The 24,684-nt window shown below is 64.0% G+C and carries 22 protein-coding genes; 6 read left to right on the top strand and 16 right to left on the bottom strand.

Going from position 1 to position 24,684, the window contains the following annotated elements; genetic code table 11:
- Nucleotides 1-4: 4 nt before the first annotated feature.
- Nucleotides 5-1,057: a tRNA (adenosine(37)-N6)-threonylcarbamoyltransferase complex transferase subunit TsaD gene (gene tsaD / locus VME63_RS06855; RefSeq protein WP_325431604.1), complete on the bottom strand. Its 1,053-nt coding sequence runs from the start codon at nucleotides 1,055-1,057 to the stop codon at nucleotides 5-7.
- A gap of 230 nt (nucleotides 1,058-1,287) precedes the next feature.
- Between tsaD and rpsU the strand changes: the two genes are divergently transcribed.
- From rpsU to VME63_RS06830, 5 genes are all read left to right on the top strand, one after another.
- A complete protein-coding gene (rpsU, locus tag VME63_RS06850) occupies nucleotides 1,288-1,503 on the top strand; it encodes a 30S ribosomal protein S21 (RefSeq protein WP_115477777.1) in 216 nt (71 codons plus the stop codon).
- Nucleotides 1,504-1,690: 187 nt separating this feature from the next.
- The gene (locus VME63_RS06845; protein ID WP_325431600.1) at nucleotides 1,691-2,137 is read left to right on the top strand and encodes a GatB/YqeY domain-containing protein; all 447 of its coding nucleotides are present in this window, start codon (nucleotides 1,691-1,693) and stop codon (nucleotides 2,135-2,137) included.
- A gap of 105 nt (nucleotides 2,138-2,242) precedes the next feature.
- Nucleotides 2,243-2,413, top strand: a complete 171-nt coding sequence (locus VME63_RS06840) for a DUF1328 domain-containing protein (RefSeq protein WP_325431899.1) — start codon at nucleotides 2,243-2,245, stop codon at nucleotides 2,411-2,413.
- 262 nt (nucleotides 2,414-2,675) lie between these two features.
- Nucleotides 2,676-4,460 (top strand): DNA primase, encoded by a 1,785-nt coding sequence (dnaG, locus tag VME63_RS06835; RefSeq protein ID WP_325431598.1) that lies wholly within the window; start codon nucleotides 2,676-2,678, stop codon nucleotides 4,458-4,460.
- A gap of 61 nt (nucleotides 4,461-4,521) precedes the next feature.
- On the top strand, nucleotides 4,522-5,181 hold the full coding sequence (locus VME63_RS06830) for a DedA family protein (RefSeq protein ID WP_325431596.1): 660 nt from the start codon (nucleotides 4,522-4,524) through the stop codon (nucleotides 5,179-5,181).
- Between the two features lie 3 nt (nucleotides 5,182-5,184).
- Here the strand turns inward: VME63_RS06830 and VME63_RS06825 are convergent, their stop codons facing one another.
- The 15 genes from VME63_RS06825 to VME63_RS06755 all read right to left on the bottom strand — a co-directional run bounded on the left by VME63_RS06825 (nucleotide 5,185) and on the right by VME63_RS06755 (nucleotide 24,122).
- Nucleotides 5,185-6,687: an efflux transporter outer membrane subunit gene (locus VME63_RS06825; protein ID WP_325431594.1), complete on the bottom strand. Its 1,503-nt coding sequence runs from the start codon at nucleotides 6,685-6,687 to the stop codon at nucleotides 5,185-5,187.
- A 2-nt stretch (nucleotides 6,688-6,689) separates the two neighbouring features.
- Complete coding sequence (locus VME63_RS06820) at nucleotides 6,690-9,782, bottom strand: CusA/CzcA family heavy metal efflux RND transporter (protein ID WP_325431592.1); 3,093 nt, start codon at nucleotides 9,780-9,782, stop codon at nucleotides 6,690-6,692.
- Nucleotides 9,775-10,899: an efflux RND transporter periplasmic adaptor subunit gene (locus tag VME63_RS06815; RefSeq protein WP_325431590.1), complete on the bottom strand. Its 1,125-nt coding sequence runs from the start codon at nucleotides 10,897-10,899 to the stop codon at nucleotides 9,775-9,777. The genes VME63_RS06820 and VME63_RS06815 overlap by 8 nt, the downstream gene beginning before the upstream one ends.
- A 246-nt stretch (nucleotides 10,900-11,145) precedes the next feature.
- The gene (locus tag VME63_RS06810; RefSeq protein WP_325431588.1) at nucleotides 11,146-12,813 is read right to left on the bottom strand and encodes a Na/Pi cotransporter family protein; all 1,668 of its coding nucleotides are present in this window, start codon (nucleotides 12,811-12,813) and stop codon (nucleotides 11,146-11,148) included.
- 163 nt (nucleotides 12,814-12,976) lie between these two features.
- The gene (gene mgtA / locus VME63_RS06805) at nucleotides 12,977-15,646 is read right to left on the bottom strand and encodes a magnesium-translocating P-type ATPase (RefSeq protein ID WP_414648214.1); all 2,670 of its coding nucleotides are present in this window, start codon (nucleotides 15,644-15,646) and stop codon (nucleotides 12,977-12,979) included.
- 158 nt (nucleotides 15,647-15,804) lie between these two features.
- Nucleotides 15,805-16,020, bottom strand: a complete 216-nt coding sequence (locus tag VME63_RS06800; RefSeq protein ID WP_325431586.1) for a hypothetical protein — start codon at nucleotides 16,018-16,020, stop codon at nucleotides 15,805-15,807.
- Between the two features lie 588 nt (nucleotides 16,021-16,608).
- Nucleotides 16,609-17,505: a PLP-dependent cysteine synthase family protein gene (locus VME63_RS06795; RefSeq protein ID WP_325431584.1), complete on the bottom strand. Its 897-nt coding sequence runs from the start codon at nucleotides 17,503-17,505 to the stop codon at nucleotides 16,609-16,611.
- A gap of 18 nt (nucleotides 17,506-17,523) precedes the next feature.
- The gene (locus tag VME63_RS06790; protein WP_325431582.1) at nucleotides 17,524-18,738 is read right to left on the bottom strand and encodes an MFS transporter; all 1,215 of its coding nucleotides are present in this window, start codon (nucleotides 18,736-18,738) and stop codon (nucleotides 17,524-17,526) included.
- Nucleotides 18,735-19,535: an alanyl-tRNA editing protein gene (locus tag VME63_RS06785; protein WP_325431580.1), complete on the bottom strand. Its 801-nt coding sequence runs from the start codon at nucleotides 19,533-19,535 to the stop codon at nucleotides 18,735-18,737. The genes VME63_RS06790 and VME63_RS06785 overlap by 4 nt, the downstream gene beginning before the upstream one ends.
- Complete coding sequence (locus tag VME63_RS18455) at nucleotides 19,528-19,923, bottom strand: serine O-acetyltransferase (protein ID WP_414648219.1); 396 nt, start codon at nucleotides 19,921-19,923, stop codon at nucleotides 19,528-19,530. Before VME63_RS18455 ends, VME63_RS06785 begins: the two co-directional genes overlap by 8 nt.
- Nucleotides 19,924-20,257: 334 nt before the next feature.
- Nucleotides 20,258-20,443 carry an aminotransferase class V-fold PLP-dependent enzyme gene (locus tag VME63_RS06775; protein WP_325431576.1) on the bottom strand — a complete coding sequence of 62 codons (186 nt, stop codon included), beginning with the start codon at nucleotides 20,441-20,443 and terminating at the stop codon, nucleotides 20,258-20,260.
- Between the two features lie 337 nt (nucleotides 20,444-20,780).
- Nucleotides 20,781-21,659, bottom strand: coding sequence for a heme o synthase (gene cyoE, locus VME63_RS06770; protein ID WP_325431574.1), 879 nt, complete (start codon nucleotides 21,657-21,659; stop codon nucleotides 20,781-20,783).
- The gene (locus VME63_RS06765) at nucleotides 21,656-22,810 is read right to left on the bottom strand and encodes a COX15/CtaA family protein (RefSeq protein WP_325431572.1); all 1,155 of its coding nucleotides are present in this window, start codon (nucleotides 22,808-22,810) and stop codon (nucleotides 21,656-21,658) included. Before VME63_RS06765 ends, cyoE begins: the two co-directional genes overlap by 4 nt.
- Nucleotides 22,810-23,379, bottom strand: a complete 570-nt coding sequence (locus VME63_RS06760) for a hypothetical protein (RefSeq protein ID WP_325431570.1) — start codon at nucleotides 23,377-23,379, stop codon at nucleotides 22,810-22,812. Before VME63_RS06760 ends, VME63_RS06765 begins: the two co-directional genes overlap by 1 nt.
- Nucleotides 23,376-24,122 carry an SURF1 family protein gene (locus tag VME63_RS06755; RefSeq protein ID WP_325431568.1) on the bottom strand — a complete coding sequence of 249 codons (747 nt, stop codon included), beginning with the start codon at nucleotides 24,120-24,122 and terminating at the stop codon, nucleotides 23,376-23,378. Before VME63_RS06755 ends, VME63_RS06760 begins: the two co-directional genes overlap by 4 nt.
- Nucleotides 24,123-24,181: 59 nt before the next feature.
- On the opposite strand from VME63_RS06755, the gene VME63_RS06750 reads away from it, so the two are divergent.
- A complete protein-coding gene (locus VME63_RS06750) occupies nucleotides 24,182-24,397 on the top strand; it encodes a twin transmembrane helix small protein (RefSeq protein ID WP_325431566.1) in 216 nt (71 codons plus the stop codon).
- Nucleotides 24,398-24,684: the final 287 nt, after the last annotated feature.

The following is a 24,684-nucleotide window of genomic DNA, read 5'->3' as shown; positions in this document are numbered from 1 at the left end:
GCGGTCAGGCCGCGGGTGGCAGGGTTTGCAGGTCCCAGCGTGGAAACACCTGCACCGATGCGTCCTGATGCTGGCCGTGCGCAAGACGGATCGCGCCGGCCAGCGCGATCATCGCGCCGTTGTCGGTGCAAAACTGCAGGCGCGGAAAATAGGTCTTGAAGCCGTCCTTCGTCCCTGCCGCGGCCAGTTCTTCGCGCAGGCGGCGGTTGGCGCCAACGCCACCGGCGATCACCAGCCGCCGGCTGCCGGTTTCGGCAAGCGCGCGGCGGCATTTGATCAACAGCGTGTCGACAATGGCTTCCTCGAAAGCCCGCGCGATGTCGGCGCGGGTCTGTTCGCCCTGGTCGGACTGCTGCCAGGCCAGCAGTACCTGGGTCTTGAGGCCCGAGAAGCTGAAATCCAGGCCGGGGCGATCGGTCATCGGGCGCGAGAAGCGGAACACGCCAGGACGGCCGCTGCCCGCCAGCGCCGCCAGCGCGGGGCCGCCGGGGTATGGCAGGCCCATCAGCTTGGCGGTCTTGTCGAACGCCTCGCCCGCCGCGTCGTCAAGGGTATCGCCCAGAATCCGGTAGTGACCGACCGCCTGCACGTGCACCAGCATCGAATGGCCGCCGGAGACCAGCAGCGCCACAAACGGCGGCTGCGGCGGATCATCCTCCAGCAGCGGCGCCAGCAGGTGGCCTTCCATATGATGGACGCCGATCGCCGGCACGCCGAGTGCCCACGCCATCGCGCGGCCGGTGGCGGCGCCCACCAGCAGCGCCCCGACCAGACCGGGGCCGGCGGTATAGGCCACGCCGCCAAGCTCGGCGGGGGTCAGCCCCGCCTGCGCCAGCGCCTCGCGCACCAGCGGCAGCAGCTTGCGCACGTGGTCGCGGCTGGCCAGTTCCGGCACCACGCCGCCGTAATCGGCGTGCAGCTTGATCTGGGTGTACAGCGCATGCGCCAGCAGGCCATGCCCGGGCGCACGCGGCTCCCAGCGCAGCAGCGCGACGCCCGTTTCGTCACAGGACGTTTCGATACCCAGGATGGGACGAGGTGCGGCGGCAGGGGTCATGAGTTGCCAAGTGGGGCGATGGGCGGCCGGGCCAAGGCACGTGCGGGCCGGGCACCAGCTCGATTCAGCTTCAAATGGTATCGGCAAACGCGGCAACCCGCATGCGCACGCCGCGAAGCGGGGGTGAGCGCGGGTTCTTTGCGCCCGGCACTTTGAAATCTTTACGCCTCTGAGGGTATACTTCGCGGCTCGCCCGCTTCATGCGGGCCTGTTTATCATCCGGAGTTTCCATGCCCAGCGTAAAAGTCCGCGAGAACGAACCGTTCGAACTCGCCCTGCGCCGCTTCAAGCGCACCTGCGAAAAGGCCGGCGTCCTGGCCGAGACCCGCAAGCGCGAGTTCTACGAGAAGCCGACCCAGGAACGCAAGCGCAAGCGCGCCGCCGCCGTGAAGCGTCACCTGCGCCGCCTGTCGCGCGACGTTTCGCGCAAGACGCGCCTGTACTGAGCGCCGTCCGCCCCGGCGGACCCGCTGTTCAGCCGCGTTTTGTTCAGCCGCGTTCCGCGCTGAACCATCAAACCGCTCGCAGCCGGCGCGTCCATTCGCAGCCGCTGCCAGCCAGGCACTTGCACTGGCCGACGTTGCTCCGCAGCGTCGGCTTTGTGCTTTGCGCGTTCCGAAGAGGAATCTTCCCATGAGCCTGAAACAGCAACTCACCGAAGACATGAAGACCGCCATGCGCGGCGGCGACAAGCACCGCCTGGGCGTGATCCGCCTGGTGCTGGCGGCCATCAAACAGCGCGAAGTGGACGAGCGGATCGAGCTGGACGACACCCAGACCCTGGCCGTGCTGGAAAAAATGCTCAAGCAGCGCAAGGACTCGGTCACCCAGTTCGTGGCCGCCGGCCGCGAAGACCTGGCCGAAGTCGAACGCGCGGAAATGGTCGTGATCGACCAGTACCTGCCCGCCAAGCTCAGCGACGAGGAGATCGACGCCATCATCGCCGCCGCGATCGCCGAAACCGGCGCCAACAGCGCGCGCGACATGGGCAAGGTGGTCGGCGTGGTGAAAGCCAAGGCCGCCGGCCGTGCCGACATGGGCCAGGTGTCCGCGCGCATCAAGGCGCGCCTGGGCGGCTGAACCGCACGGCGGCGCCTCGCCGTCGGCGGCACACCTTCACATCGGGCCCGGCTCGGTTAGGCTACGGTCTGGCCAAGGACATCGCGGACAGGAGCACCCATGCATCTGATCAAATGGGCCATCATTTTCGGCCTGGTGTCGCTGGTATCGGGCTGGCTGGGCTTTGGCACCTTGTCCGGCGTGACGGGTACGATCGCCAAGGTACTGTTCGCGATCTTCCTGGTGATCTTCCTGATCGTGATCCTGGCGGTGATCGGCCTGATCCACCTGCTGTAACCCGTGCCAGACCATGCGGGCACCCTCCGCGGCCGTCCGCATCATTGGCGTGGCCACGCCCGATGCTTCCACCCAAGCGCATTTGCGTACGCGACCGAGCCATGATGCCCATGGCAGGTTGCGTTGGCGTGGCCGCCATGCGGCAGCGCGCGGCCTGGCTTGGCAGCCGGCCAAGCCGGCGCCACGCACGACCACCTGACAGCCACGCCAACGCAACGCGGACTACGCCAATAGTGTGAACAGGCCCTAGACTAAACCGATCATGCGCGGCCGCATCCCCGACAGCTTCATTGACGAACTGCTAGCCCGCGTCGACATCGTCGACGTGATCGAGCGGCGCGTGCCCATGAAAAAAGCCGGCCGCGAATGGACCGCCTGCTGCCCGTTCCATAACGAGCGCACGCCTTCGTTCTACGTCAGCCCCGCCAAGCAGTTCTTCCACTGCTTTGGCTGCGGCGCGCACGGCAGCGCGATCAAGTTCCTGATGGATTACGAGCGGCTGGAATTTCCGGACGCGGTGGAAGAACTGGCCCAATCCGTCGGCTTGAAGGTTCCTTACGAAGGGGCGCGCGACAACGCGCCGCGCGAGGACAAAACCGACCTGTATGCCGTGCTCGATGCCGCCGCCCGCTGGTACGAGGGCGAGCTGCCCAAAAGCGCCGATGCCAAGGCATATTGCGCCAAGCGCGGCCTGGATGCCGAAACGATGGCGCGCTTTCGCATCGGCTGGGCGCCGGCCGGCTACGACGGCGTGATCCGCGCGTTGGGCAACAGCGACAAGCGCATGCAACTGCTGACCGAAGCGGGCATGGTCGCCAGCAGCGAGCGCGGCAGCAAGTACGACCGCTTCCGCGAACGGTTGATGTTTCCGATCCTCGACCGGCGCGGCCGCGTGATTGCCTTCGGTGGCCGCATTATTTCCAGCGCGCCGCCTGCGGGCGAAGATCAAGAACCTGCCCGCACTTCTCAACAAGGTACAGGCCCCAAATACCTCAACTCGCCCGAAACCCCGCTGTTCCACAAAGGCCGCGAGCTGTTCGCGCTGTGGCAGGTCAAGCAAGCCAACAGCCATCTGGCGCGCATCGTGGTGGTGGAAGGCTACATGGACGTCATCGCACTGCACCAGGCAGGCCTGCCGATCGCGGTAGCCACGCTCGGTACCGCGACCACGCCCGAGCACACCGAAGTATTGTTCCGCGCCGCGCCCGATGTGGTGTTCTGCTTCGATGGCGATCGCGCCGGCCGCTCCGCCGCCTGGAAGGCGCTGGAATCGGCCCTGCCCCGCCTGCGCGACGGCCGGCAGGCCTATTTCCTGTTTCTGCCCGATGGCGAGGATCCGGACACGCTGGTACGCAAGGAAGGCAAGGAAGGCTTCGAAAAGCGCCTGCGCGAAGCCACGCCGCTGTCGGAATATTTCTTCGGCGAACTTGCGCACGACGTCGACATGGCCAGCCTCGATGGCCGCGCGCGGCTGGCCGAGCGCGCGCGGCCGCTGATCGCGCGCCTGCCCGACGGCGCCTTCCGCGACCTGATGGCGCAGGAACTGGAAAAGCGCAGCGGTGCGCGCGCCGTGCTCGAACCCGATGCCGGCATGCGCCGCGCAGTGCAGCGTCCGGTCGCCGTGCAGCGCTCCCTGGTGCGCAGCGCCATCGCGCTGCTGCTGGCACAGCCCGGGGTCGCCGACCAGGTCGAAAAGCCCTACGGTTTCCTGCGCCTGGACAAACCCGGGGTAGAACTGCTGGCCGAACTGCTGGACACCGCACGCGCGCGTCCGGGCATCAATCCGGCGATGCTGGTGGAACATTTCAGCGAGCGGCCCGAATACGCGTCACTGCAGAAGCTGATGGCCGCGACCGTGGTCGGCGAGCCCGAGGCGCAGCGCATCGAATTCCTCGACGCGCTGCTCAAGATGCAGCAGCAGGCCATCACGCAGCGACGCGACGCGCTGGTCAGCAAGAACCGCGAGGGCGCGCTCAGCGATGCCGAAAAAGCGGAATTGCGCGAACTGCTGGCCGCACGCGTACCTGCACCCGCGGCGTCTTCATGAGTAAGATCCCCGTTTCGCCGGACGCGCATGCCCGCGCCGGCTTCACTACCAAGGGCCGCGGATGGATCTGCTTGAACGCCTGATCACGATTTTCGCCGAGAACGGCTACGTTGCAGTGTTTCTGGCGCTGCTGCTGTGCGGCGCGGGCATTCCGATTCCCGAGGACATCACCCTGGTTGCCGGCGGCGTGATCGCGGGCCTCGGCTACGCCAACGTGCACATCATGGCCGGCGTAACGATGGCTGGCGTGATGATCGGCGATGCGGGCATGTTTCTGCTCGGCCATCACTTTGGCGTGCACATGTTGCAGTGGCGCCCGATCGCCCTGCTGATGCCGCCGCGACGCTACGCGAAGATGCAGCAAAAGTTCGAACGCTTCGGCAATCGGCTGCTGTTTTTCGCGCGCTTCCTGCCGGGCATGCGCACGGCGGTCTACATCACCGCCGGCGCCACGCATCGCGTGACGTTCGCGCGGTTCCTGCTGATCGATGGCCTGGCCTCGCTGATCAGCGTGCCGCTCTGGGTGTACTTGGGCTATTTCGGCGCGAACCGCCGCGAATGGCTCAGCATGTGGATTCGCCGCGGACAGGGGAGCCTGTGGGTAGTGGGCGCGGTGATCGTGCTGGGCACGCTGGCGCTGTGGTGGTACCGGCGCACGCGCAAGGCCCGCCCGCAGGTTTCCACAACCGCAGGGCCGTCCAGACGTCTGGATGGCCTTTGACGGTTACTTCGAGGATACGGCAATGTCCTGCCGGTGCCACCAGCCGCCGCCCAGTGCCTGGAACAGGGCCACCGAATCGGCATAGCGGTTGGCGCGCGCCTGGATCAATGCAAGCTGGGCCTGGCTGTAGGTCACCTGCGCGTTGAGCAGGGCGACCATGCTGATGTCGCCCAGCGCGTACTGCCGTTGCGCGATGTCGAGGCTGTGCGCAGCGGCGCGTTCGGCGCGTGCAGTGGCGGCCATGGCGTCGGCATCGGACTGGATCGCGTGCAGCGTATCGGCGACGTTTTGCAGCGCCGACAGCACCGTGCTGCGGTACTGCTCCGCGGCCTGCCGGTAAGCCGCTTGCGCCGCGCGCTGGCGATGCAGCAAGGTACCGCCGGTGAAGATCGGCGCGGTGATGCCGGCACCGATGTTCCAGAAGCCGGTGCCCGAGCCGAACAAGTTATGCAGCTGATCGGCCGCGCTGCCCCAGTTGGCGGTGACGTCGATGTTCGGCAGGCGCGCGGCGAACGCCACGCCCACCTGCGCGCAAGCAGCATGCAGGTTCGCGTCGGCCATGCGCACATCCGGACGCTGCTCCACCAGCCTGGCCGGCAGGGTCAGCGGCAGATCCTGCGGCAACTGCAATCTATCGAAATTGAACTGCGCCGGTACGTCCTGATCCGGCGATCGACCCGTCAGCACGGCGAGCAGATCGCGTTGTTGCGCCAATTGCTTCTGCAGCGGCGGCAGTGTTGCGCGCGTCTGTTCCAGGGTTGCCACCTGCGCGGCGATATCGGCATCGGCCATGTCGCCAAGCGCGAGTTGCGTGCGGTTGGTTTTAAGGATCCTGGACTGGCTGTCGACCATGTCCTGCGTGGCGGCGATCTGCGCGCGCAGCGACGCTTCGTTGATGGCGGCGTTGACCACGTTCGAGGTCAATGTGAGATACGTCGCCTCGATCTGAAACCGCTGCGCATCGGCCTGCGCCGCCAGCGATTCCACCTGGCGCCGGTTGGCGCCCCACAGATCCGGCGCGTAGGAAATGCTCAACTGCGCGGTGGTAAGGTTGTAGAGCGTGCTGTTGGAAGCCACGTTGCTTGAGAGCACCTGGCCGGTCTTTTGCCGCGTCGGGTCCACACCCGCACTGACCTGCGGGTAATACGCACCGCGCTGCGCCTTCACATTCTCGATCGCCGACACCAGCGCCTGCTGCGCGGCCGCCAGGTCAGCATTGTGCTTGATCGCATCGTCGATCAGGCCATTCAGCGGTTCGGAGTGAAACACTGTCCACCATTGGCCGGGAATGTCCATGCCCTGCACCAGTTGCTGGGCCGTGCCGCCGGGCGCCTGCGTCGATGCGGTGACCTTGGGCAGCGGCGTGGACGTGTAGCCCTGCGCCGTCGGCGCCGCGGGACGATGGTAGTTTGGCCCCACCGCACAGGCGCCAAGCATCAGGGCGATGCCCAAGGTAAGCGCGCCGTGCCCGGCCCGCCACGATGCCATGTTCTTGATGGCGTGCATGATCAGATCTCCGCCGCCGACGGTGGGTGGCCGAAGCGATTGTTGATGAAATTCTCCAGGCCGAAATACAGGCTGGGCAGGATGAACAGCGTCAACATCGTGGCGATGGGCAAGCCGCCCACCACCACCGTCGCCAAGCCGCGCTGCACGTCGGTACCGATACCGGTGGCCAACGCCGCGGGCAGCATGCCGATACTCGCCACCGTGGCGGTCATCAGTACCGGACGGAAGCGTTCGGTAGCGCCCACCAGCACCGCCTCGAACAGCGACAGTCCTTCTCGTCGCACCCGATTGATGTTGGATACCATGATGATGCCGTTCTGCACCGCCACGCCGAACAAGGCGATAAAGCCCACGGCGGTGGCGATGTTCAGCGTTTCGCCGCGCAAATGCAGCGCGATCAGGCCACCGACCGTGGCCAGCGGCACGACCCCGAGCACGAGCACCGCCTGATGGAACTTGCCGAATTCGGCAAACAGCAACACCGCCATGATCGCCATCACCATGCCCATCACCACGATCAGGCGCGCTTGTGCACGCTCCTCGTTCTCGAAATTGCCAGCCCACTCCAACCGGTACGCGTTCGGGTCGAAATGCACTTTTTCGGCGATCTGCTTCTGCGCGTCGGCCAGGTAGTCGGACAGTGCGCGGTCGCGGTTGTCGATGCGAATGGTCAGCTCGCGATGGCCCATCTCATGCGCAATGGTGCTTTCGCCCATGGCCAGCCGGATGTGCGCCACCTGCTTGAGCGGCACCTGCGCACCGCTGGCCGATGTAAGCGGCAACTCGCCCAACGCCTGGAGATTGTTGGCCACGTCGTTGGATACGCGCGCGGTAACGTTGTAGATGCGATCGCCCACGTAGACCTGCGTGATCGGCGCGCCACCGATGGCCGTCTGAATCAGATGCGTGATGTCGTCCACGTTGATGCCATAGCGCGCCGCCGCTTCGCGGTCGGCGGTGATGGTGAGCTGCGGAATCGGCGGCTCCTGGAAGATGGAGGCTTCGGCGGTGCCGCGCACGCCCTGCAGCACGTCCACGATCTGGTCGCCGATGCGACGTAGTTCCTTGAAGTCGTCGCCGTAGATGCGCAGCACCAGCGGGCTGTGCGCACCGCCGATCATATCGTTTTCGCCATCGACGATCGGCTGGCTGATGCCCACGCTGATACCGGGAATCTGATCCAGGCGCGCGCGGAACTTGCGCAGGAATTGCGCCTTGTTCTCGCCGTGCCAGGTGCTATACGGCGTCAATCCCACGGCCGCTTCCACGTGCGAGGGCGTCCACGGATCGGTACCGGAGTCATTGCGCCCCAACTGCGTGACGACGTAGGACACTTCGGGGAATTCACGCACCGCCTTGCGCAACTGGGCCGTCATCGCACTGGCCTTGTCCAGCGACAAACCGGTCGGCATCTGCACCTGCAGCCACAAGGACCCTTCATCGAGGTCGGGAAGAAATTCGCGGCCGATCGTCGCACCAAGAATCAGCACGCCGCAGAACGCCACGATGGCGACCGCATAGGCGATCGGCAAGCGGTGCAACAATTTGCCCAGCGTATGGGTAAAGGCGTTCTGCAACCGCTCCAGCGGCTTGTTGTGGAACAGCTTGCGCGGCTTGCGCAATGCCAGGTACGCCAGCGCCGGCGTCAACGTCACCGTGCACAGCAAGGCCGCCAGCAACGCGTAGCCCACCGTGAAGGCCATCGGCCGGAACAGTTTCCCTTCGGCGTGCTCGAACGCAAACAGCGGCAGGTAAGCGGTGACGATGATCAAGGTGGCAAAGAAAATCGAGCGGCCCACATGGCCGGTGACCAGCATCACGTCGTCTTCGGTAAGTACTTCGGCAGGTTTCATCTCGCGCTGGCGCAGGATGGCCTCAGTTACCACGATCGCTCCGTCAACGATCACGCCGAAGTCGATCGCGCCAAGCGAAAAAAGGTTCGCCGACATGTGCGTAAACTGCATCAGGATGAACACCGTCACCAGCGACATCGGAATCGCCACCGCCGCCACCAGCGCCGAACGCGGGCTGCCCAGGAACAGGATCAGCACGATGCAGACCAGGCCGATGCCTTCCATGACGGTGTGAAAGACTTTTTCCTTGGTCGCGTTGACCAGGTTGTCGCGATCGATGTACGGAACGATTTTCACGTCCTGCGCCGTGAGCTGCTTGTTCAGTTCATCCACCTTTGCGTGGATGCCTTCGAGTACGCGCGAGGGGTTGTCGTACTTCAACAGATCGCAGATGCCCTCGATCGTATCCGGATTATTGTCCTTGCCCAGGATGCCCTCGCGCACCTGATGCCCGTAGCGCAGTTTGCCCAGGTCGCGCACCAGCACGGGCACGCCGTTGTTCTGGGTCACCACCACCTCGCCCAGATCCTTGAGCGAATGCACCATGCCGATGCCGCGCACGATGTAGGACTGCTCGCCGCGCGTGATGCGCCCGCCGCCCGCGTTGGACGTGTTGGCGGCGATCGCGGCCGTCACCTGGTTGACGCTCACCCCGTAGTGCAGCAATTGCCTGGGATCGAGCTCAAGCTGGAATTCCTTGGTGAAGCCGCCGAAATTGTCGACGTTGATCACGCCCTGCACTTGCTCCAGCGCCGGGATCACCACCCAGTTCTGGATCTCCGACAGCTGCATGAGATTCTTGCTGTTCGATTCCAGCGTGTAACGATAGATCTCGCCGGCCGGGCCGCTGACCGGATCCAGCCCCGGCGTGATGCCCGGCGGCAGGGTCGCCTGGCTGATGTGTTCCATCACGCGCTGGCGTTCCCAGTAATCGTCGGCGCCGTCCTTGAATACCAGCGTGATCAGCGACAGGCCGAAAGTGCTGCTCGAACGCATCGCCACCAGGCCCTGGGTATTGGCCAGGCTGCGCTCCAGCGGTGTGGTGATCTGCTGTTCGATTTCTTCGGCGGCCAGCCCCGGCACCTGCGTGGTGACCTGCGCGGTGACGTCGCTCAGTTCCGGATACGCCTCGATCGCCAACTGCGTCCAGGAGTAATAGCCAAAGCAGATGACCAGCGCCGTCACCACGATGAACAGCGTGCGCTTCTCGAAGCAGAAGCGGAAGAGCCGATTAATCATTGAGCAGCACTCCGCCCCTGACGACCACGCGATCGCCAGCCTTCAAGCCCTTCAGCACCCGCGTGCCATCGCTCTCGTCGTAGCTCAGATCGACGGCGCGGCGCTCGAACGTCCACGGCGACACTTCCACGAACACGGTGGTGCTGTCGTTGTTCATCACCAGCGCCGATTCAGGCACGAACACCTGCGCCGGTTGGGGAATGTCGATGCTCGCCGTGGCGAACATGTTGGGCTTGAGCCGGCCATCGGGGTTGGCGAAAGCCACGCGCACCAGGTCGCGCCGCGTGTCCGGCTGCAGCACGGGGCTGACGAAGCTGACGCTGCCGTGGAATACCTGGCCCGGATAGGCCCAGAGCGTGGCATCCACCGCCTGGCCCTTGGCGATCAATCCCGAATCGATTTCCGGCACGTTGGCGGTGATCCACACCATGTCCAGGTTCGAGATGGTCATCATCGCGGTGGTGGGATCGTTGACATAGGTTCCCGGTGCCACCGAAAGCGCCGTGACGTAACCGCTGATGGGCGCCGTCACCTGCATGGGACGCGCGGTGCTGGCGTCGGGCGAACCGCTCAATGACACAAGGCGCGTGCGTGCGCGGTCGTATTCGGCCTGCGCCTGGTTGAAGCCGCTCTGCGCTGCCTCCAGGTCTTTGGCCGCACTGCCGCCGGCAGCTTTTACCCCGCGCGCGCGATCCAGCGCTTTCCTGGCCAGATCCAGCGCATCGCGCGCCTTCACTACGTCGGCGTTGGCTTGGGCCATGTCGCCCGAATCGACCACCGCCAGCAACTGGCCGCGGTTGACCCGATCGCCCAGGCCCACCTTCAGCTCGACCACCTTGCCGGTCAGCGCGGGCAGCACGTTGGCGGTGCGTGCCGGGTCCGCTTCCACATTGGCGGGAAACGCCATGGCGTGCGGCGCGGCCCGCACCTGCACCGGCTGCACCACCAGCTCCTTGCGCAGCGGGGAATCGGCGGGCACCTTCAACAAACCGTGATCCACGGTGAAGGACGGCGGGGCTTGGACATCGTCGCTGGAGCCGCGCGAGCAGGCGGCCACGCCCAGTGCCACGGCAATGGCTACGGATACTCGCAGTCCATGGGTCGTCAGATGAAACATAGGGATTTCCCTTCGGCTTGACGCTCGAATGCGTTTTCTGCAACCACAAGGCCACAGAGCTGTTGCAAAACGGTGAAGGGCAGGCAGGTCGCTGCGTTTGAACGACCTGGCGTATCCCGGAACCGCGGGTTTTGGCCGCCTATATGACCTCCGCTGCCGGGTGACGCTCCTGCTGGAGCGCACGCGCAGACAGGCTCTAAGGCGGGTAAATTGTCGTTGGTTCTGCTTGCGCGTGACTGTCCAAGTTCAAGCTTTTCCTTGTGCGGCAGCGTTGGAAAGGGCGCCGCGAACCAGCCGGTCCTGCAACAGGCCGGCCCGCTCCAGCGGCAGATAGGCGATCGCCGCCAGATGCGAATGGATGCGCCGCAAGTCGCGCAGGATGCGCAGGTACACATCGCCGCCGCCGCCATCGCGATGTTCGCGCAAGGCGCGAATATGCCGGTCCGACGATTCGTTTTCCAACCGCCATAACAGTTCTTTACGCTCGACCAGCTGCTGGGCCGCGCGCAGGTCGCCGCGCATGAACACCGTGATCGCCAGGCGCAGGCTTTCCATCACCTGCGCATGCATGATCGCAAGATCCTGGATGTCCTCGGCTGAAAAATCCTGTCCGCTTTGCGCTTTCTTGGCGGCAAATTCCATCAGATTGTTGGCGGTGATGTCGCCGATGTGCTCGATGTTCATCACGAACGCGTGGATCTCCTGGCTGCGCGCGCCGTCCTCTTCGTTCAAGGCTTCGCTGCCAAGATCCGTGAGGTATTGGCGGATCGCGATGCCCAGGCGATCGAGCCATGGATCCATGCGGCTGATGGTGGTGGCACGCGCGGCGTCGTCCTTGCCGAACACCTCCACCAGACTGGTCAGCATGCCTTCGACGGTATCGGCCATGCGCATGGATTCGCGCGTGGCGTTGACCAGCGCCACGTTGGCGCTTTCGAGCGCGGCCTCGTCCAGGTACAGCGGCATGCCCGGATCGGCCGGACGCGGCGGTTCGGGCAACAGGCGCACCAGCAGCTGCGCAAAACGTTCGATCGGCAGGATGAAGATCACCGCCAGGGCAAGGTTGAACGCGGTATGGAAGTTCACCGCGATACGCGCGGGCGACGCGCCCAGCGGCGCCAGCCATTGCGTAAGCGGATGCAGCAACGGCAGGCAGACCAGGCAGCCGGTCGCGCGCACCAGCACATTGCCCAGCGGCAGCCGGCGCGCCACCGGCGTGTGGGCTTCCAGCAAGGCCGGCAAGGTGCCGCCGAGATTGGCGCCGAGCACCATCGCCAACGCTTCCTGCGTATCGACGACACCGGCGGTGGCGAAGGACACGATCAACAGCACCACCGCCACGCTGGAATGGCACAGCCAGGTAAGGAGCGCCGTTGCCAGCAGCACCAGCACGGGTTCGCCGGCAAGGCTCTCCATCACCGCGCGCACGGCTTGTGCGTTCTGGATCGGCGCCATGGTCAGCACCAGCAGATGCAAGGCGAGCAGCATCAGCCCCAGCCCGATGCCCACGCGGCCAAGGTTCTGATGGCGTGCGTCGTCGGAGCGGCGATGCATGGCGGTGCCCAGCAAAATGAGGATCGGCGCGACCAGCGCGATGTCGAACGACATCACCTGCACGATCAGCGTAGTGCCGACGTTGGCACCAAGCATGACCACCAATCCGGGCGTGAGACCCAGAAAACCGCCCGCCGCGAACGACGTCGCCATCATGCCGGCGGCGGTACTGCTCTGCAGCAGCGCGGTAATGCACACGCCGAACGTGAACGCCGTGGGGCGCCGCTCCAGGTAGCGGCCAAGGCCGCGACGCAACGCGCTGCCGTAGCCGCGCAGAACGCCGCTGGTGACCATGTGCGTGCCCCACAGCAGCAGCGCAACGTAGCCGAAGATATCGAAGAAAGCGAACGTGCCTTTCATCCGGGCAACTCCTTGAATCGAACGTTCCCGCCGTGTCCTTTCCACGATGGACGGGAACCGCATGTGCGGCAAGGCCCAAGCCCGCCAGGCAAGGCATGGCGGCCAGTTGGGATTTGCCTTCATCGCCCTTCCTCCATCAGGGAGAAAGGGCCGCTTTACTGGATCAGAGCCAGCGTCCGTAACGGCGGATGTAGAGCAGCTTCATCACCTGCGTCAGCGCGCAGTAGGCCGCCACCGTCGCCGCCAGCCAGCCGAAATACACGCCGGGCAGTTCCACCATGCCGATCTTCGGGCCCACGCCGGTGAACGGAATGAGCATGCCGATGACGATGATCGCGGTGGTCAGGCCCAGTACCGGCGCCGCCGCCACGCTCTGCACGAACGGTATCCTGCGCGTGCGAATCATGTGCACCACCAGCGTCTGCGTCAGCAGGCTCTCGATGAACCAGCCGGACTGGAAGAACGCCTGGTGAGCCTGATTGTTTGCGCCGAACAGATACCACAACAGCGCGAAGGTGGTGATGTCGAAGATCGAACTGGTCGGGCCGATCCAGACCATGAAGCGGCCGATGTCGCTGGCATCCCACTTGCGCGGCTTGCGCAGGTATTGGTCGTCCATGCGGTCGAACGGAATGGACAGCTGCGAGATGTCGTACAGCAGGTTCAACACCAGGATCTGCAGCGGCAACATCGGCAGGAACGGCAGGAAGAACGCCGCCGCCACCATGCTGAGCACGTTGCCGAAGTTGGAGCTGGCCGTCATCTTGATGTACTTGATGATGTTGCCGAAAGTGATGCGGCCTTCGATCACGCCTTCTTCGAGCACCATCAGGTTCTTTTCGAGCAGGATGATGTCCGCCGACTCCTTGGCGATATCGGTGGCGGTATCGACCGAAATGCCCACATCCGCTTCGCGCAGCGCGGGCGCGTCGTTGATGCCGTCGCCGAGGAAGCCCACCGTATGGCCCTGGCGCTGCAGCGACTTGACCACGCGCGCCTTTTGCAGCGGCGACATCTTGGCAAATACGGTGGTGCGCTTGACCAGGTCGTCCAGCTCGGCGTCTTCCAGCGGTTCGATGTCGCGGCCCTGCGCGGAGTTCTCCACGTCCAGGCCCACTTCGCGGCAGATCTTGCGCGTCACCGCCTCGTTGTCGCCGGTGATCACTTTCACCGTGACGCCGTGATGGTGAAGCGCGGCGATCGCCGTGGCCGCCGTATCCTTGGGCGGATCGAGGAAGGCCAGGCAACCCACCGCCGTCAACTCCGCTTCATCGGCCACGCCATAGGCGCCGCTGCGCGGTGCGTCTTCCTTGATCGCCACCACCAGCACGCGCAGGCCGTCTTCGTTGAGGCGACGGGTCATCGCCTTGATCTCGCGGCGGCGCTCGTCGGTCATCGGCACGGTTTCATCGCCGCGACGTTCCCGGGTGGCGATGGCAAGCATCTCCTCCACCGCGCCCTTGCATACCAGCAGATGATGGCCGTGCCCGTTGGCCAGCACCACCGACATGCGGCGGCGCTGGAAGTCGAACGGAATTTCGTCCACCACGCGATAGCGCGCCACGATCGGCTCCAGATCGCGATGCGCCAGCACGGCCTTGTCCATCAGGTTTTTCAAGCCGGTCTGGAAGTGGCTGTTGAGGTAGCCGTATTCGAGCGCGTCTTCCGAATCCTCGCCGTCGAGGTCAAGGTGGCGTTCCAGCACGATCTTGTCCAGCGTGAGGGTGCCGGTCTTGTCCGTACACAGCACGTCCATCGCGCCGAAGTTCTGGATGGCATTCAAGCGCTTGACCACCACCTTGCGCCGCGACATCGCCATCGCGCCCTTGGCGAGGTTGGCGGTGACGATCAGCGGCAGCATTTCCGGCGTCAGGCCCACCGCCACCGACAGCGCGAACAGCAGCGCCTCCAGGAAGCCGTGCTTGTACCACTGGATGCCCAGCACCACCGGCACCATCACCAGCATGAAGCGGATCAGCAGCCAGCTCACGCTGCTCACGCCGCGGTCGAAGCTGGTCTGCACGCGCTCGCCCACGATGGTGCGCGCCAGCGACCCCAGGTAGGTGCGCGAGCCGGTTGCCGCGGCTACGGCCGTGGCCGTGCCGCTCACCACGTTGGTGCCCATGTAGCAGATGGTGGGCAGATCCAGCGGATTGCCCTGTTGCGCACCGTGCTCGCCGCCTTCGACCAGATGCGCCTGGCCCGGCGCGGCCTTCTCCACCGGTAGCGATTCGCCGGTAAGGATCGCCTGGCTGATGAACAGGTCCTTCGCGGAGAGCAGGCGCAGGTCGGCGGGCACCATGTCGCCCGCCCCCAGGTGCACGATGTCGCCCACCACCAGCTCGCCCACCGGCACTTCGATGCGTTCGCTATGTCCATCCGACGCGCGGCGGGTGACAGTGGCGGTGTTGCGCACCATCGCCTTGAGTTTTTCCGCCGCCTGCGAGGAACGGTATTCCTGCGTGAAGCTCAACAGCACGCTGATGCCCACCATCACCGCGATGATGACCGGGCCGGACAGATCGTCCGGCGTCAGCACCACCTGCACCACCGCCAGAATCAGCAGCACGATGATGAAGGGGTTCTTGAACGCGCGCAGCAGCTGCACCGTCCAATGCGGCGGCTTTTCGTGCGAGACCTCGTTCACGCCATCGCGATCCAGGCGCTCGGTGATCTGCTCTTCGTTAAGGCCCGCCGTGGTGGCGTCCAGGCTGGCAAGCAGCGCCTCGTTCTCTTTGAACGCTTCCTGGGCGGCGGCCACGCGCGTGGACGCGGCTGCCGTCACTTTGGCGACAGCCTTGGCCATAACAGCCTGGGTGGAGTGCTTCATCATGTCTCGCTTCCGTGGATGTCCTATGCATGCGGCAGGGAAGCGAGCGTCGGGAACGACTTACTTCCGCTACGGCAATCCGCGGCCGAGGGGCAACCACCCCGGCCGGCAAAGCGACCTTGGTGGTGGAGGCCAGCCCTTGCGCAGATTGCTACGGCGCATCAGAGGCTAGATACCAGATGAAGATGACGGGACGTACGCGACGTGCCGGCCGGCGGCTGTTCGTGCCAAGGGGCCGCGGGGCGCGCCTGGGCGGCCGGCTGGTTCAGCGGCTGCGGCACGGTTACTGAAATGGAAACGCGCACCGGCTCGCGGCGGCCGGACAGGGAAAACCGACCCGCGGTGCGCAGACGAAAGAAATCGCGAAGGAGCTTCATTGGCCCATCTCCTCTAAAACGGTGCTCACGGCACCGTTAGGAGCGGGCCGGACTTCCCTAGTGGAGGAAAGCGCCGGCCAACCGCTGGCGGTTGCCGCGAACGATCAGCTTGTTATGCAATGCCGGCACCCGATGCTCGCGGATGTCGACGTTGCGACTAGGGTAAACGTCCATATGCCTTGGTTAAGTTCGGACAGAGGCCCTGCCGGTGATACCGCGCCGGTGGGCGCGTGCATTGTCATGCTGCGGTGCGAGAGTGTCAACCCTCGGACATAAATCTTTGTCGGTCAGGGGCATTTTTTTCCCAGCCAGACAGATCGGCCAAATGGCTAAGGGCGCCTTCGCCCACTACAGCGGTACCGCCGACCCGGCTCCCTCCCGGCTACCTTCCGGGGTAGTTGCCGGAAACAGAACTTCGGCCCAGGCCAGGAAGCTCAGGCCCGCCTCGCGTCCGATGCCGGCAGATTGCACATGCAGAGGCCTGCCCATTGGCATGCCAGCACCCGCGTGACGCCGGGCGCCGAATCCGATAAGGGAAAAAGCGCCGTTGAAGATCAGCGGCCTGTCGATGCAATGCGAACGCCGACCTCAAGCCGGCAGGTACCATAACCCGTGATCGTAAAAGAGAAGAATGACCTTGTGCCCGTCCGGCAAGCGCTTTGCGAGCTGCATCGCCACGGTTAAACAGGCCGCAGTGGTGTTGCCAACGAAATAGCCGGTGCGCTGGCAAAACCGCCTTCTCGTCTCCATTGCGGCATCGAACGTTACCGTGCGGTGATCTTGCACCTGCTGCCAGTCAAGGAAGGGCGGCGCAACGCCAACAGACATTCCCTCAAATGCATGCTCGGCGAAAGCGCCCGTCGAGGCGTTGCACCCCTCCGGCTCCACCAGAACACAGTTCACCTCGTCATGGGCGGCCCTGAGAGCCCGCGCCACGCCTGTGAGGCTCGCCCCGGTACCGGCACACGCTACGAATGTCAGCGCTTGCACCTGCGGCCATTGGCGCAGCTGTTCAACCATTTCACGCCCCGTCTCGAACTCGTGCGCCTTCACGCTCGCCGCATTGGAGAACTGATCGGTGTAGAAGCAACTTACCCCGTCCCTTGATGCTTCGCTCAGTCGCCATTCGACAACCTCCTTTGGCGTTGCACCTTGCTCCAGCATGTCCACGCCGATCAGCCGAGCGCCAAACACTTCAAGGCAACGGCGCTTGACCGCGCTGAACCCAAGTCCGACCGCAAGCTCCACCTCCGTACCTAATGCATGACAAGCAACCGCCAGACCAAATCCGAAGTTGCCCCCGGTCTTTTCCACGACGATCGTTTTGCCGGGCACGACTTGTCCGGATTGGACGGCCTCTTCGATGACACGCCGCGCGGCCCGTGCCTTGTGGCTTCCGCCAGGGTTATCGCATTCAAATTTCATCAGCACCCCCGGGACGACTTCGCGCAACGGGGTGTCAAAAGCGGCTCTTTCGGCATTCACGCAAGCAGCTCCCTACGACTAGTCCAACGACGCCTTCCCGGTTGCATGCCAAGCAAGAACGAAACCGAAGATGCATATCAACAGGCATAAAAGGTTGGTGTTTCTCCACCCGACCAAAGCCTGCAGCAAGGCGGGAACGAACGCCCCAACCGTGGCGGATATAGCGATGATCGAGTCATTGATTCCTTGCATCCGATGCCTGTTCTCATCCGTAAGATATTTGGCAAGCAGGGCACCGCCACCGATGTAACTGAAATTCCAACCCACACCAAGCAGGATGAGCCCCGCCAGCATGGCGGAAAACCCGCCCAAGCCAACGAACGCAAGCAACGTAGCCGCTATCAACAGAAGAAAACCACCGCATAGCGTCGCGCGATAACCAAGCCGGTTGATAACCAGTCCGGTGGCAAAGGAAGGCACGAACATGGCGAGCACATGCCCCTGTATCGCCCAGGTACCTGCGTGAAAACCGACCCCCATCGAGTTCATGACCAGCGAAGCCTGCACCATCAACAGGTTCATGATCAGGTAGGCGCTGGCCGAGGAGAAGACGGCTGCCGCGATGGGAGCGATGACGTGCTGCTCGATTTCTTTAGTGGATGCCGCGTTTGTCGTTGGCATGGCAGGAGCCCGCTTCCATAGCCCCAACAAGATCATGGTGCAGAACCCGATGGCGCAAAAACTCGCATAGCAAAGCGCGAATGGTGCATAGCCTTCCACGCTCCCAAGCCCCATGGAAAGCCACGGCCCAATAAATGCGGCCAGCACCCCACCAGCCACGACGAGCGAGAGGCCACGCGGCCGCAACGCAGCGGACAGGCGATCGACCGCTGCGAACCGGTAAAAATTCGCGAATGCCACGTATGCGCCGAGCAATCCGTGAGCAAGAACAAGCCCCGCGAAGCGGGACCTTTCAATCGCAGCGAAGCCCACGCATCCCGCCGCGATCAACATCGTCGCCCCGAGCATGAACCCTGCTCTTCGACCAAAGCGGCGCATGAACACCGAGGCGGGATAGGTAAGCAATGCGACGACCGCAAATTGCACGCCATAAGGAAGCGTAGACCATACCGGATGAGGTGCCAATTGCTCGCCGACGAGCGCGGCCACTGTCACCGATACGATCGCCGCGGTGAGATTGAGCGCCTGGCACAAGCACAATACGCAGGTTGACGAGGGCAGCCGCAGCTCGCCCGAGTCCATCAAACCCACTTCCGTATGCTTAAGATTCATTCCTGATCAGTTCCAGTATTGGCATTCCAAGCATGAAAGGCTTCTGTTTTGAGTACCGCCTGGCCAAACTCGCAGGCAACGCGCTCTTTGCCTTTCCCCAAACTCTTCCGTTGAAGAACGAGAGAGCCAATCGCACCGGTTGAACCGATGTGCGTTCCTCCGCAAGGTATGACCTCGCCCTCGCACTCCCAATAGCGCGCATCGGGGTATTCCGGGTGGGCGTATAGGTTCACCGAGCCATTTCTTGCAACAAAGCCGTTGGCTATGTTTTGAATTTCCGCCAATTCCTCAAGCGTGAACCGATTGTCGACGGCAAAATCAAATCGCGCGGCCGTGGTTCGGATATGACAGCCTAATGTCCGCGCCATAGCGTCCGGCCTAACTTTCGACACGCCCAAATAAACCAAATGCGATGCCGTGTGGCTAAGCGATAGCCGGGAGCGCCTGACCACGTCGATTCGCAGCATGACCGGCATGCCCGGACGAAGCTTTTCGATGAGCGCCCGGTCTTGGTCATGAACCACATGTTCGACCACGCCATCCACACCGACCTCGGGCATGTCGGGAATGTGGACTTTCGTCACGTACATTTTCCGCGCATGCACGAAGCGGATCTGGAGGCCATCGGGTGCGATGATCACGCCATGATCAGATTCCTGACCTCCGCCTTCAGGATACGCAACCGTTCTGTCGAGTTCGACGTAATCGGGCCCAACCTTGATGACGCAGGCCATGCAGTCGTACAAACAAGGGTCTTCGTAATAGCACTTCCGTGTGGCTCGATGGAATTTATTCATGGGACAACCGCCCTTCGCAACGCGGTTCGATGATGCGCGCGCCAACACGCTCTTTGATTATCTGCAACGTGCTTTTCAGCAATACGCGCGAATGCGCCTTTACATCGTGCCGAACAACGCAATGCGCCCCTATGAAAGCATCGTCCCCTATGCTCACTGGACCAAACACTCTGGCATACGCGCCAATCTGGACACGATGACCTATCGTTGGGTGGCGTTTTGCACGCGGGTTGTCGGCAATACCGATGGCCCCGAGCACCACGCCGCCCAACACGTAGCAATCGTCGCCGAGAAAAGCGGTCTCACCGATGACCGTCCCCCAGCCGTGATCGAGAACAAATCTTCTGCCGATCGTGCATCGCGGATGTATTTCAGCGCCAGAAAGCATTTTTCCTCGACACGAAAGAAAGTCGATGCTTGCGCAGATGGAATCATCATCCGGCCTGATCAGGGCGCCCTCCCTGTGTAACGCGTTCGCCAATCGATAGTGGGCAACGGCCTTGAACGATGAGTAACCTTGCGCAATGGCACGCAGGGACCCGCCCGCGGCGGGATCCTTTCTGGCGAAAGCCAATAGATCGTCCGCGCAATCGTCTACGGCGGCGTCAAATGACGCGTGGGACTTTATAGCTTTCACGAGACCCGGCTCACAGCACTCCATCAAGGCGGCGGCCAGCAAGTTGTGCACGATGGGCAGGGCTTCGTCCCGTGAGGCGCCGGTTTCAGTGAGGCGCATGGACATTTGCGAATTGGCGCCTGGCTTTTTGCACTGCATCGAACGCGGCCCATCCATACACGTGAGATGCGCTACCCGCGTTGCCATATTCCTTGCTGAGATCATGCCGCACCACCTCGGCGACTTCCGGCTCGATGGGCGTCGTTGCGTTGCAGTCGAAGTAAGCGACCATGGTCCACTATCCTGTGTTGGTCATGTCGATCCACGCGGTACGGCATGCCGGCGGCCTTCCAGCTGAATCGGAAAAGTAGCTGAAGGCGATCGCGTTGCGTGTAGGAAAATGCCGAAAAACGTGAAGTTTGCGTCCGCTCCGATTGACTTCACGCAAACGCAGCCAACCCTGCCCGCGCCTGGATCACCGCATGATTGGTCAAACCGCGTCTGGCTTCGCTCAAAACGAAGGGCTGGCGGGAACCGGGATCGAAGCCCGACGGCAGGCTGCAAGGCACTTGCGTGCCGCATCATGCGGCTTCGCGCCGTCCTGGCACCGCACCGCCAGGTGGAATAATTCAGAACGCCGCCGGGCCCTTGCTTAGCCAGTGGTCGGCCAACAGGAAGGCGAACAGCGCCATCAGATAGATGATCGAATACTTGAACGTGCGCATGGCGAAGTATTCGTCCGGCGGATTCATCAGGCGGATGGCGTAATAGAGAAATCCGCCGCCCAGCACCAGCGCGCCACCGAAATAGATCAGGCCGGTATAGCCGGTGATCGCGGGCAGCAGGCTCACCAGTACCAGCAGGATCGTATACAGCAGGATCTGCCATTGTGTGTAGCGCACCCCGTGCGTCACCGGCAGCATCGGGATCTCGGCGCGGGCGTAGTCCTCGCGGCGGAAGATCGCCAGCGCCCAGAAGTGCGGCGGCGTCCATACGAAGATGATCATGCACAGCTGCAGCGCGAACGGATGCAGCGCGCCGGTCACCGCCGTCCAGCCAAGCACGGGCGGAATCGCGCCGGCCAGGCCGCCGATGACGATGTTTTGGGGCGTGGCGCGCTTCAAGTAGGCGGTGTACACCAGGGCATAACCGATCAATCCGCCGAACGTCAGCCATGCGGTAAGCCCGTTGACCAGCAGCGCCAGCACCAGCATTGATGCGATGCCCAGCACGATCGCAAACACCAGCACCTGGCGCGGCTTGAGCGTACCCGTGGCCAGCGGACGACGCGCGGTGCGCGCCATCAGCTTGTCGATGCGCTCGTCGATCAGGTGATTGAAGGCGGCGGCGGAACCCGACGCCATCCAGATGCCAAGCGTGCCCCACACCAGCGCGTGCCACGGCGGAATGCCGGGTACCGCCAGGAACATGCCGATGACCGCGCAGAACACCAGCAGCGCCACCACGCGCGGCTTGGTCAGTTGCAGATACTCACGCGCCAGGCTCATGCGCTGGCGTCCGGCAGCTCACGCCACGGCTGCAGGCGCACGAAATTGGCCAGCAGGGTAAACAATAACAACGCCGCTCCACCGTTATGCAGCGTCGCCACCGGCAGCGGCAGGCCAAAGCGCACGTTGCTGATGCCCAGTCCAATCTGCAGCAGCAGCACTACCAGAACAGCAAGACCGCCGAAACGGAAGCCCGCGCGCACCAGCCGGTACGAAAGCCACGTCAGATAGCAAAACACCACCAGCGCGCCGATGCGGTGCGTGATCTGGATCGCGCTGCGCGCGGCCATGTCCAGCACACCACCCTCGTAGTTCACGCCGATCTCGCGCCACAGCACAAAACCCTGGTGGAAATCGGTGGGCGGCGCCCACTGCCCCAGGCAGGTGGGGAAGTCGGTGCCGCAGGCGAGCGCGGCATAGTTGGCGGACGTCCATCCGCCCAAGGCGATCTGCAGCGCCAGCAGCACGATGCCCAGCACGACCGCGCGACGCAGCCGGGCATGACGGTTATCGGCCGCCCCGACACCGTTCAAACGCAATGCGACGTAAGCGAGCAGACCAAAGGTGGTCATGCCGCCGAGCAAATGCCCCATCACCACGATCGGCTTCAGCAGCAGCGTCACCGTCCACATGCCCAGCATCGCCTGGAACACGATGACCGCCAGCGCCAGCACGCTCACCTTGAAGGCGGCGTGCTCGCGCAACCACGACGCCCCCATCATCGGCAGCAGGATCGCAAGCAAGCCCAGCCCCGAGGACCAATTGCGCTCGCCGTGCAAATATAAGGTCACGCCCACGGTGGCGAAGATCGCGCTCAGCACGATCGCGCCGACCGTCAGGCGATCGCGGCGCGCTGCCAACAATGCCAGCACCAGCACCAGCAGGCCGAGCGTGCCGGCGAGCATGCGATGCACTTGTTCGCGCCACGCCTTGTCCGCTTCGTACGGCCGATCGGGAAATGCCGCGTCGGCGCGCGCCACCGCCTGCGCGTGCCGCGGCCAGGTTGCCTGGCCGTAGCAGGTGGGCCAGTCCGGGCAGGACAGGCCCGCATTGGAAAGACGCACGAACGCGCCGAACATCACCAGACCGAAGGCGAACGCCGCCGCCAGCAACGCGATATAAGGCACCCATTTGCGGGCATGCAGCGACATCAGCGGATCACCTTCTGCAGATCCTTGCGCAGGCCGCTCGGATCGAAGCCGGCAGGATACAGCGTCAGCGCGGTGCCGTCGGATTCCACCAGCAATGCGGTGACGCTGTCTGGGACGCTCGGCACGTATTGGGCCAGGCGGCCCTGCACGTCCGAGCCGAGCCGCCAGTAGTTGCGCATGCCATCGGTGGCGGCATCGGCGGGCGGCTGGCCGATGTAGAGCAGGCGCAGGCGATCGATGTTGTTGTTGAGCGTGATGCGTGCGGCGGCCATCTTGGTCAGCGTATCCAGGCAATGCGCCGCGCAGCCGGGACCGGCCAGCGCGATCAGCGTGAGCCGCGGGGACTTGTCGCGCCAGGGCCACCATTGGCCATCGTCCAGCCGTACCTGCAGGCGCTCCTGCTCGAAATTGCGTTGCGGGGCGATCGGTTGGCCGTAGCCCTTGCCGGTGGGTTGCCAGCCTGCAAGGTTGAGCAGGCCCGCCGCGATGATCGGCGCGGCGAACACAAGCACCACCAGCAGGAATTTCAGGCGGCTGGCGCGTACGGCGCGGTCGGTCGGTTCAGTCATGATGCGTTCTTGTGCTTGTGTGGACGACGCTTCGCCCGATGCAGGACCAGGAAGATCACCACCGCCGCAAAGGCGAAGGTGAACCATTGAAAAGCGTAGGCACGATGCCGCGCCGGCGGCATCGAGGAAAGATCCAGCGCGTGCACGCGCACGTAGATCGACGCGGGATCGGCATCCAGCGCCAGCACGCGCGGATACAGCGTGGCGTGCAGGTCCGCGGCGACCTGCTGCATATCCAGGTAGATCGAGGCCTTGGGCCATTGTGTCTGCCGCGCCAGCGCATCGCCGCCCATTTCCAGGCCCGTGCCCGGCGGCGGTTGATAAAGACCGTGCAGTACCTGGGGGCCCTCCGGCAGCGGCGGCAACTGCGGCCTCGCGCCGGTGCCATTGCCCGGAAGAAAGCCCAGGTCCACCAGCAGCAACCGGCTCTGCCCATCCGGCTGGAACGGTACGTAGGCTTCCACCCCACCCATGCCGTCGTGCTTGGGGTTATCCAGCAGATACATGCGGTCGGCAAGGTAGCGGCCTGCCACGCGCACGCGCGGATAAGCATCCTGAGGGGGGTGCGCGGCCACCGCGTCGAAGGCCTGCACCGGCGCGCTGGCCGCTGCGGCATACCGTCGCAGAAGTTCGTCCTTGTAGTCGGCGCGATGCAACTGCCAGATGCCAAGACGCACGAAAACAAGGGCGCCCACGATGGTTATCGCCACCGACCACCACGAGGGCTTGCGCAGCCAGCTCACGCGGTGGCTCCGTGCCGGATGGCTATACTGCTTGCGTCGCTACGGATCGGATCTGTCACGTGGAAACCGCCTACAAAGTCGCGCTGGTGATCATGTTCCTGGTGGTGGTGTTCAATCTCGGCCAGGCGCTGTACTTCATGATGACCGACAAGGGCGGCAGCAAGCGCACCGCATGGGCGCTGACACGGCGCATCAGCTTTTCGCTGCTGTTGATCGCCATGGTGATCGTCGGCATCAAGATGGGCTGGATTCACCCGCATGGCGTGGGTCAATGAGCCGCCCGGCCGGTAGCGCGAACACGCCGCGGCAACCGGCCAGAGCACACCATTGTAGCCAGCCCCCTGCCCCGGTGCCCAACCCGCGACATTTTTAGCGCCTGCCCCTGCCCCGGCGCGCACGAAAGACAAAAAGCCCGCCATCTGGCGGGCTCAGACTGCTGACAAACCCCAACCATCGCGTTGGGGTTTGTCGTTTAATGGGCCATGCTGAAGATACCGACGCCGGCCCAACAGCATCTGGAGATGGTGACACTCGAGATGCTGGTTCCCCAGGACCACCTGTT

The organism is Dyella sp., from assembly GCF_035503745.1.
Classification (GTDB): Bacteria; Pseudomonadota; Gammaproteobacteria; order Xanthomonadales; family Rhodanobacteraceae; genus Dyella_B.
This window is presented reverse-complemented; position numbering and strand designations above follow the sequence as displayed.

Bases quoted from the DNA above. Each gene is read 5' to 3' on its own strand.
- tsaD (WP_325431604.1), bottom strand. From the start codon at position 1,057: ATGACCCCTGCCGCCGCACCTCGTCCCATCCTGGGTATCGAAACGTCC.
- rpsU (WP_115477777.1), top strand. From the start codon at position 1,288: ATGCCCAGCGTAAAAGTCCGCGAGAACGAACCGTTCGAACTCGCCCTG.
- VME63_RS06845 (WP_325431600.1), top strand. From the start codon at position 1,691: ATGAGCCTGAAACAGCAACTCACCGAAGACATGAAGACCGCCATGCGC.
- dnaG (WP_325431598.1), top strand. From the start codon at position 2,676: ATGCGCGGCCGCATCCCCGACAGCTTCATTGACGAACTGCTAGCCCGC.
- VME63_RS06830 (WP_325431596.1), top strand. From the start codon at position 4,522: ATGGATCTGCTTGAACGCCTGATCACGATTTTCGCCGAGAACGGCTAC.
- VME63_RS06825 (WP_325431594.1), bottom strand. From the start codon at position 6,687: ATGCACGCCATCAAGAACATGGCATCGTGGCGGGCCGGGCACGGCGCG.
- VME63_RS06820 (WP_325431592.1), bottom strand. From the start codon at position 9,782: ATGATTAATCGGCTCTTCCGCTTCTGCTTCGAGAAGCGCACGCTGTTC.
- VME63_RS06815 (WP_325431590.1), bottom strand. From the start codon at position 10,899: ATGTTTCATCTGACGACCCATGGACTGCGAGTATCCGTAGCCATTGCC.
- VME63_RS06810 (WP_325431588.1), bottom strand. From the start codon at position 12,813: ATGAAAGGCACGTTCGCTTTCTTCGATATCTTCGGCTACGTTGCGCTG.
- mgtA (WP_414648214.1), bottom strand. From the start codon at position 15,646: ATGATGAAGCACTCCACCCAGGCTGTTATGGCCAAGGCTGTCGCCAAA.
- VME63_RS06800 (WP_325431586.1), bottom strand. From the start codon at position 16,020: ATGAAGCTCCTTCGCGATTTCTTTCGTCTGCGCACCGCGGGTCGGTTT.
- VME63_RS06790 (WP_325431582.1), bottom strand. From the start codon at position 18,738: ATGAATCTTAAGCATACGGAAGTGGGTTTGATGGACTCGGGCGAGCTG.
- VME63_RS06785 (WP_325431580.1), bottom strand. From the start codon at position 19,535: ATGAATAAATTCCATCGAGCCACACGGAAGTGCTATTACGAAGACCCT.
- VME63_RS18455 (WP_414648219.1), bottom strand. From the start codon at position 19,923: ATGCTTTCTGGCGCTGAAATACATCCGCGATGCACGATCGGCAGAAGA.
- VME63_RS06775 (WP_325431576.1), bottom strand. From the start codon at position 20,443: ATGGTCGCTTACTTCGACTGCAACGCAACGACGCCCATCGAGCCGGAA.
- cyoE (WP_325431574.1), bottom strand. From the start codon at position 21,659: ATGAGCCTGGCGCGTGAGTATCTGCAACTGACCAAGCCGCGCGTGGTG.
- VME63_RS06765 (WP_325431572.1), bottom strand. From the start codon at position 22,810: ATGTCGCTGCATGCCCGCAAATGGGTGCCTTATATCGCGTTGCTGGCG.
- VME63_RS06760 (WP_325431570.1), bottom strand. From the start codon at position 23,379: ATGACTGAACCGACCGACCGCGCCGTACGCGCCAGCCGCCTGAAATTC.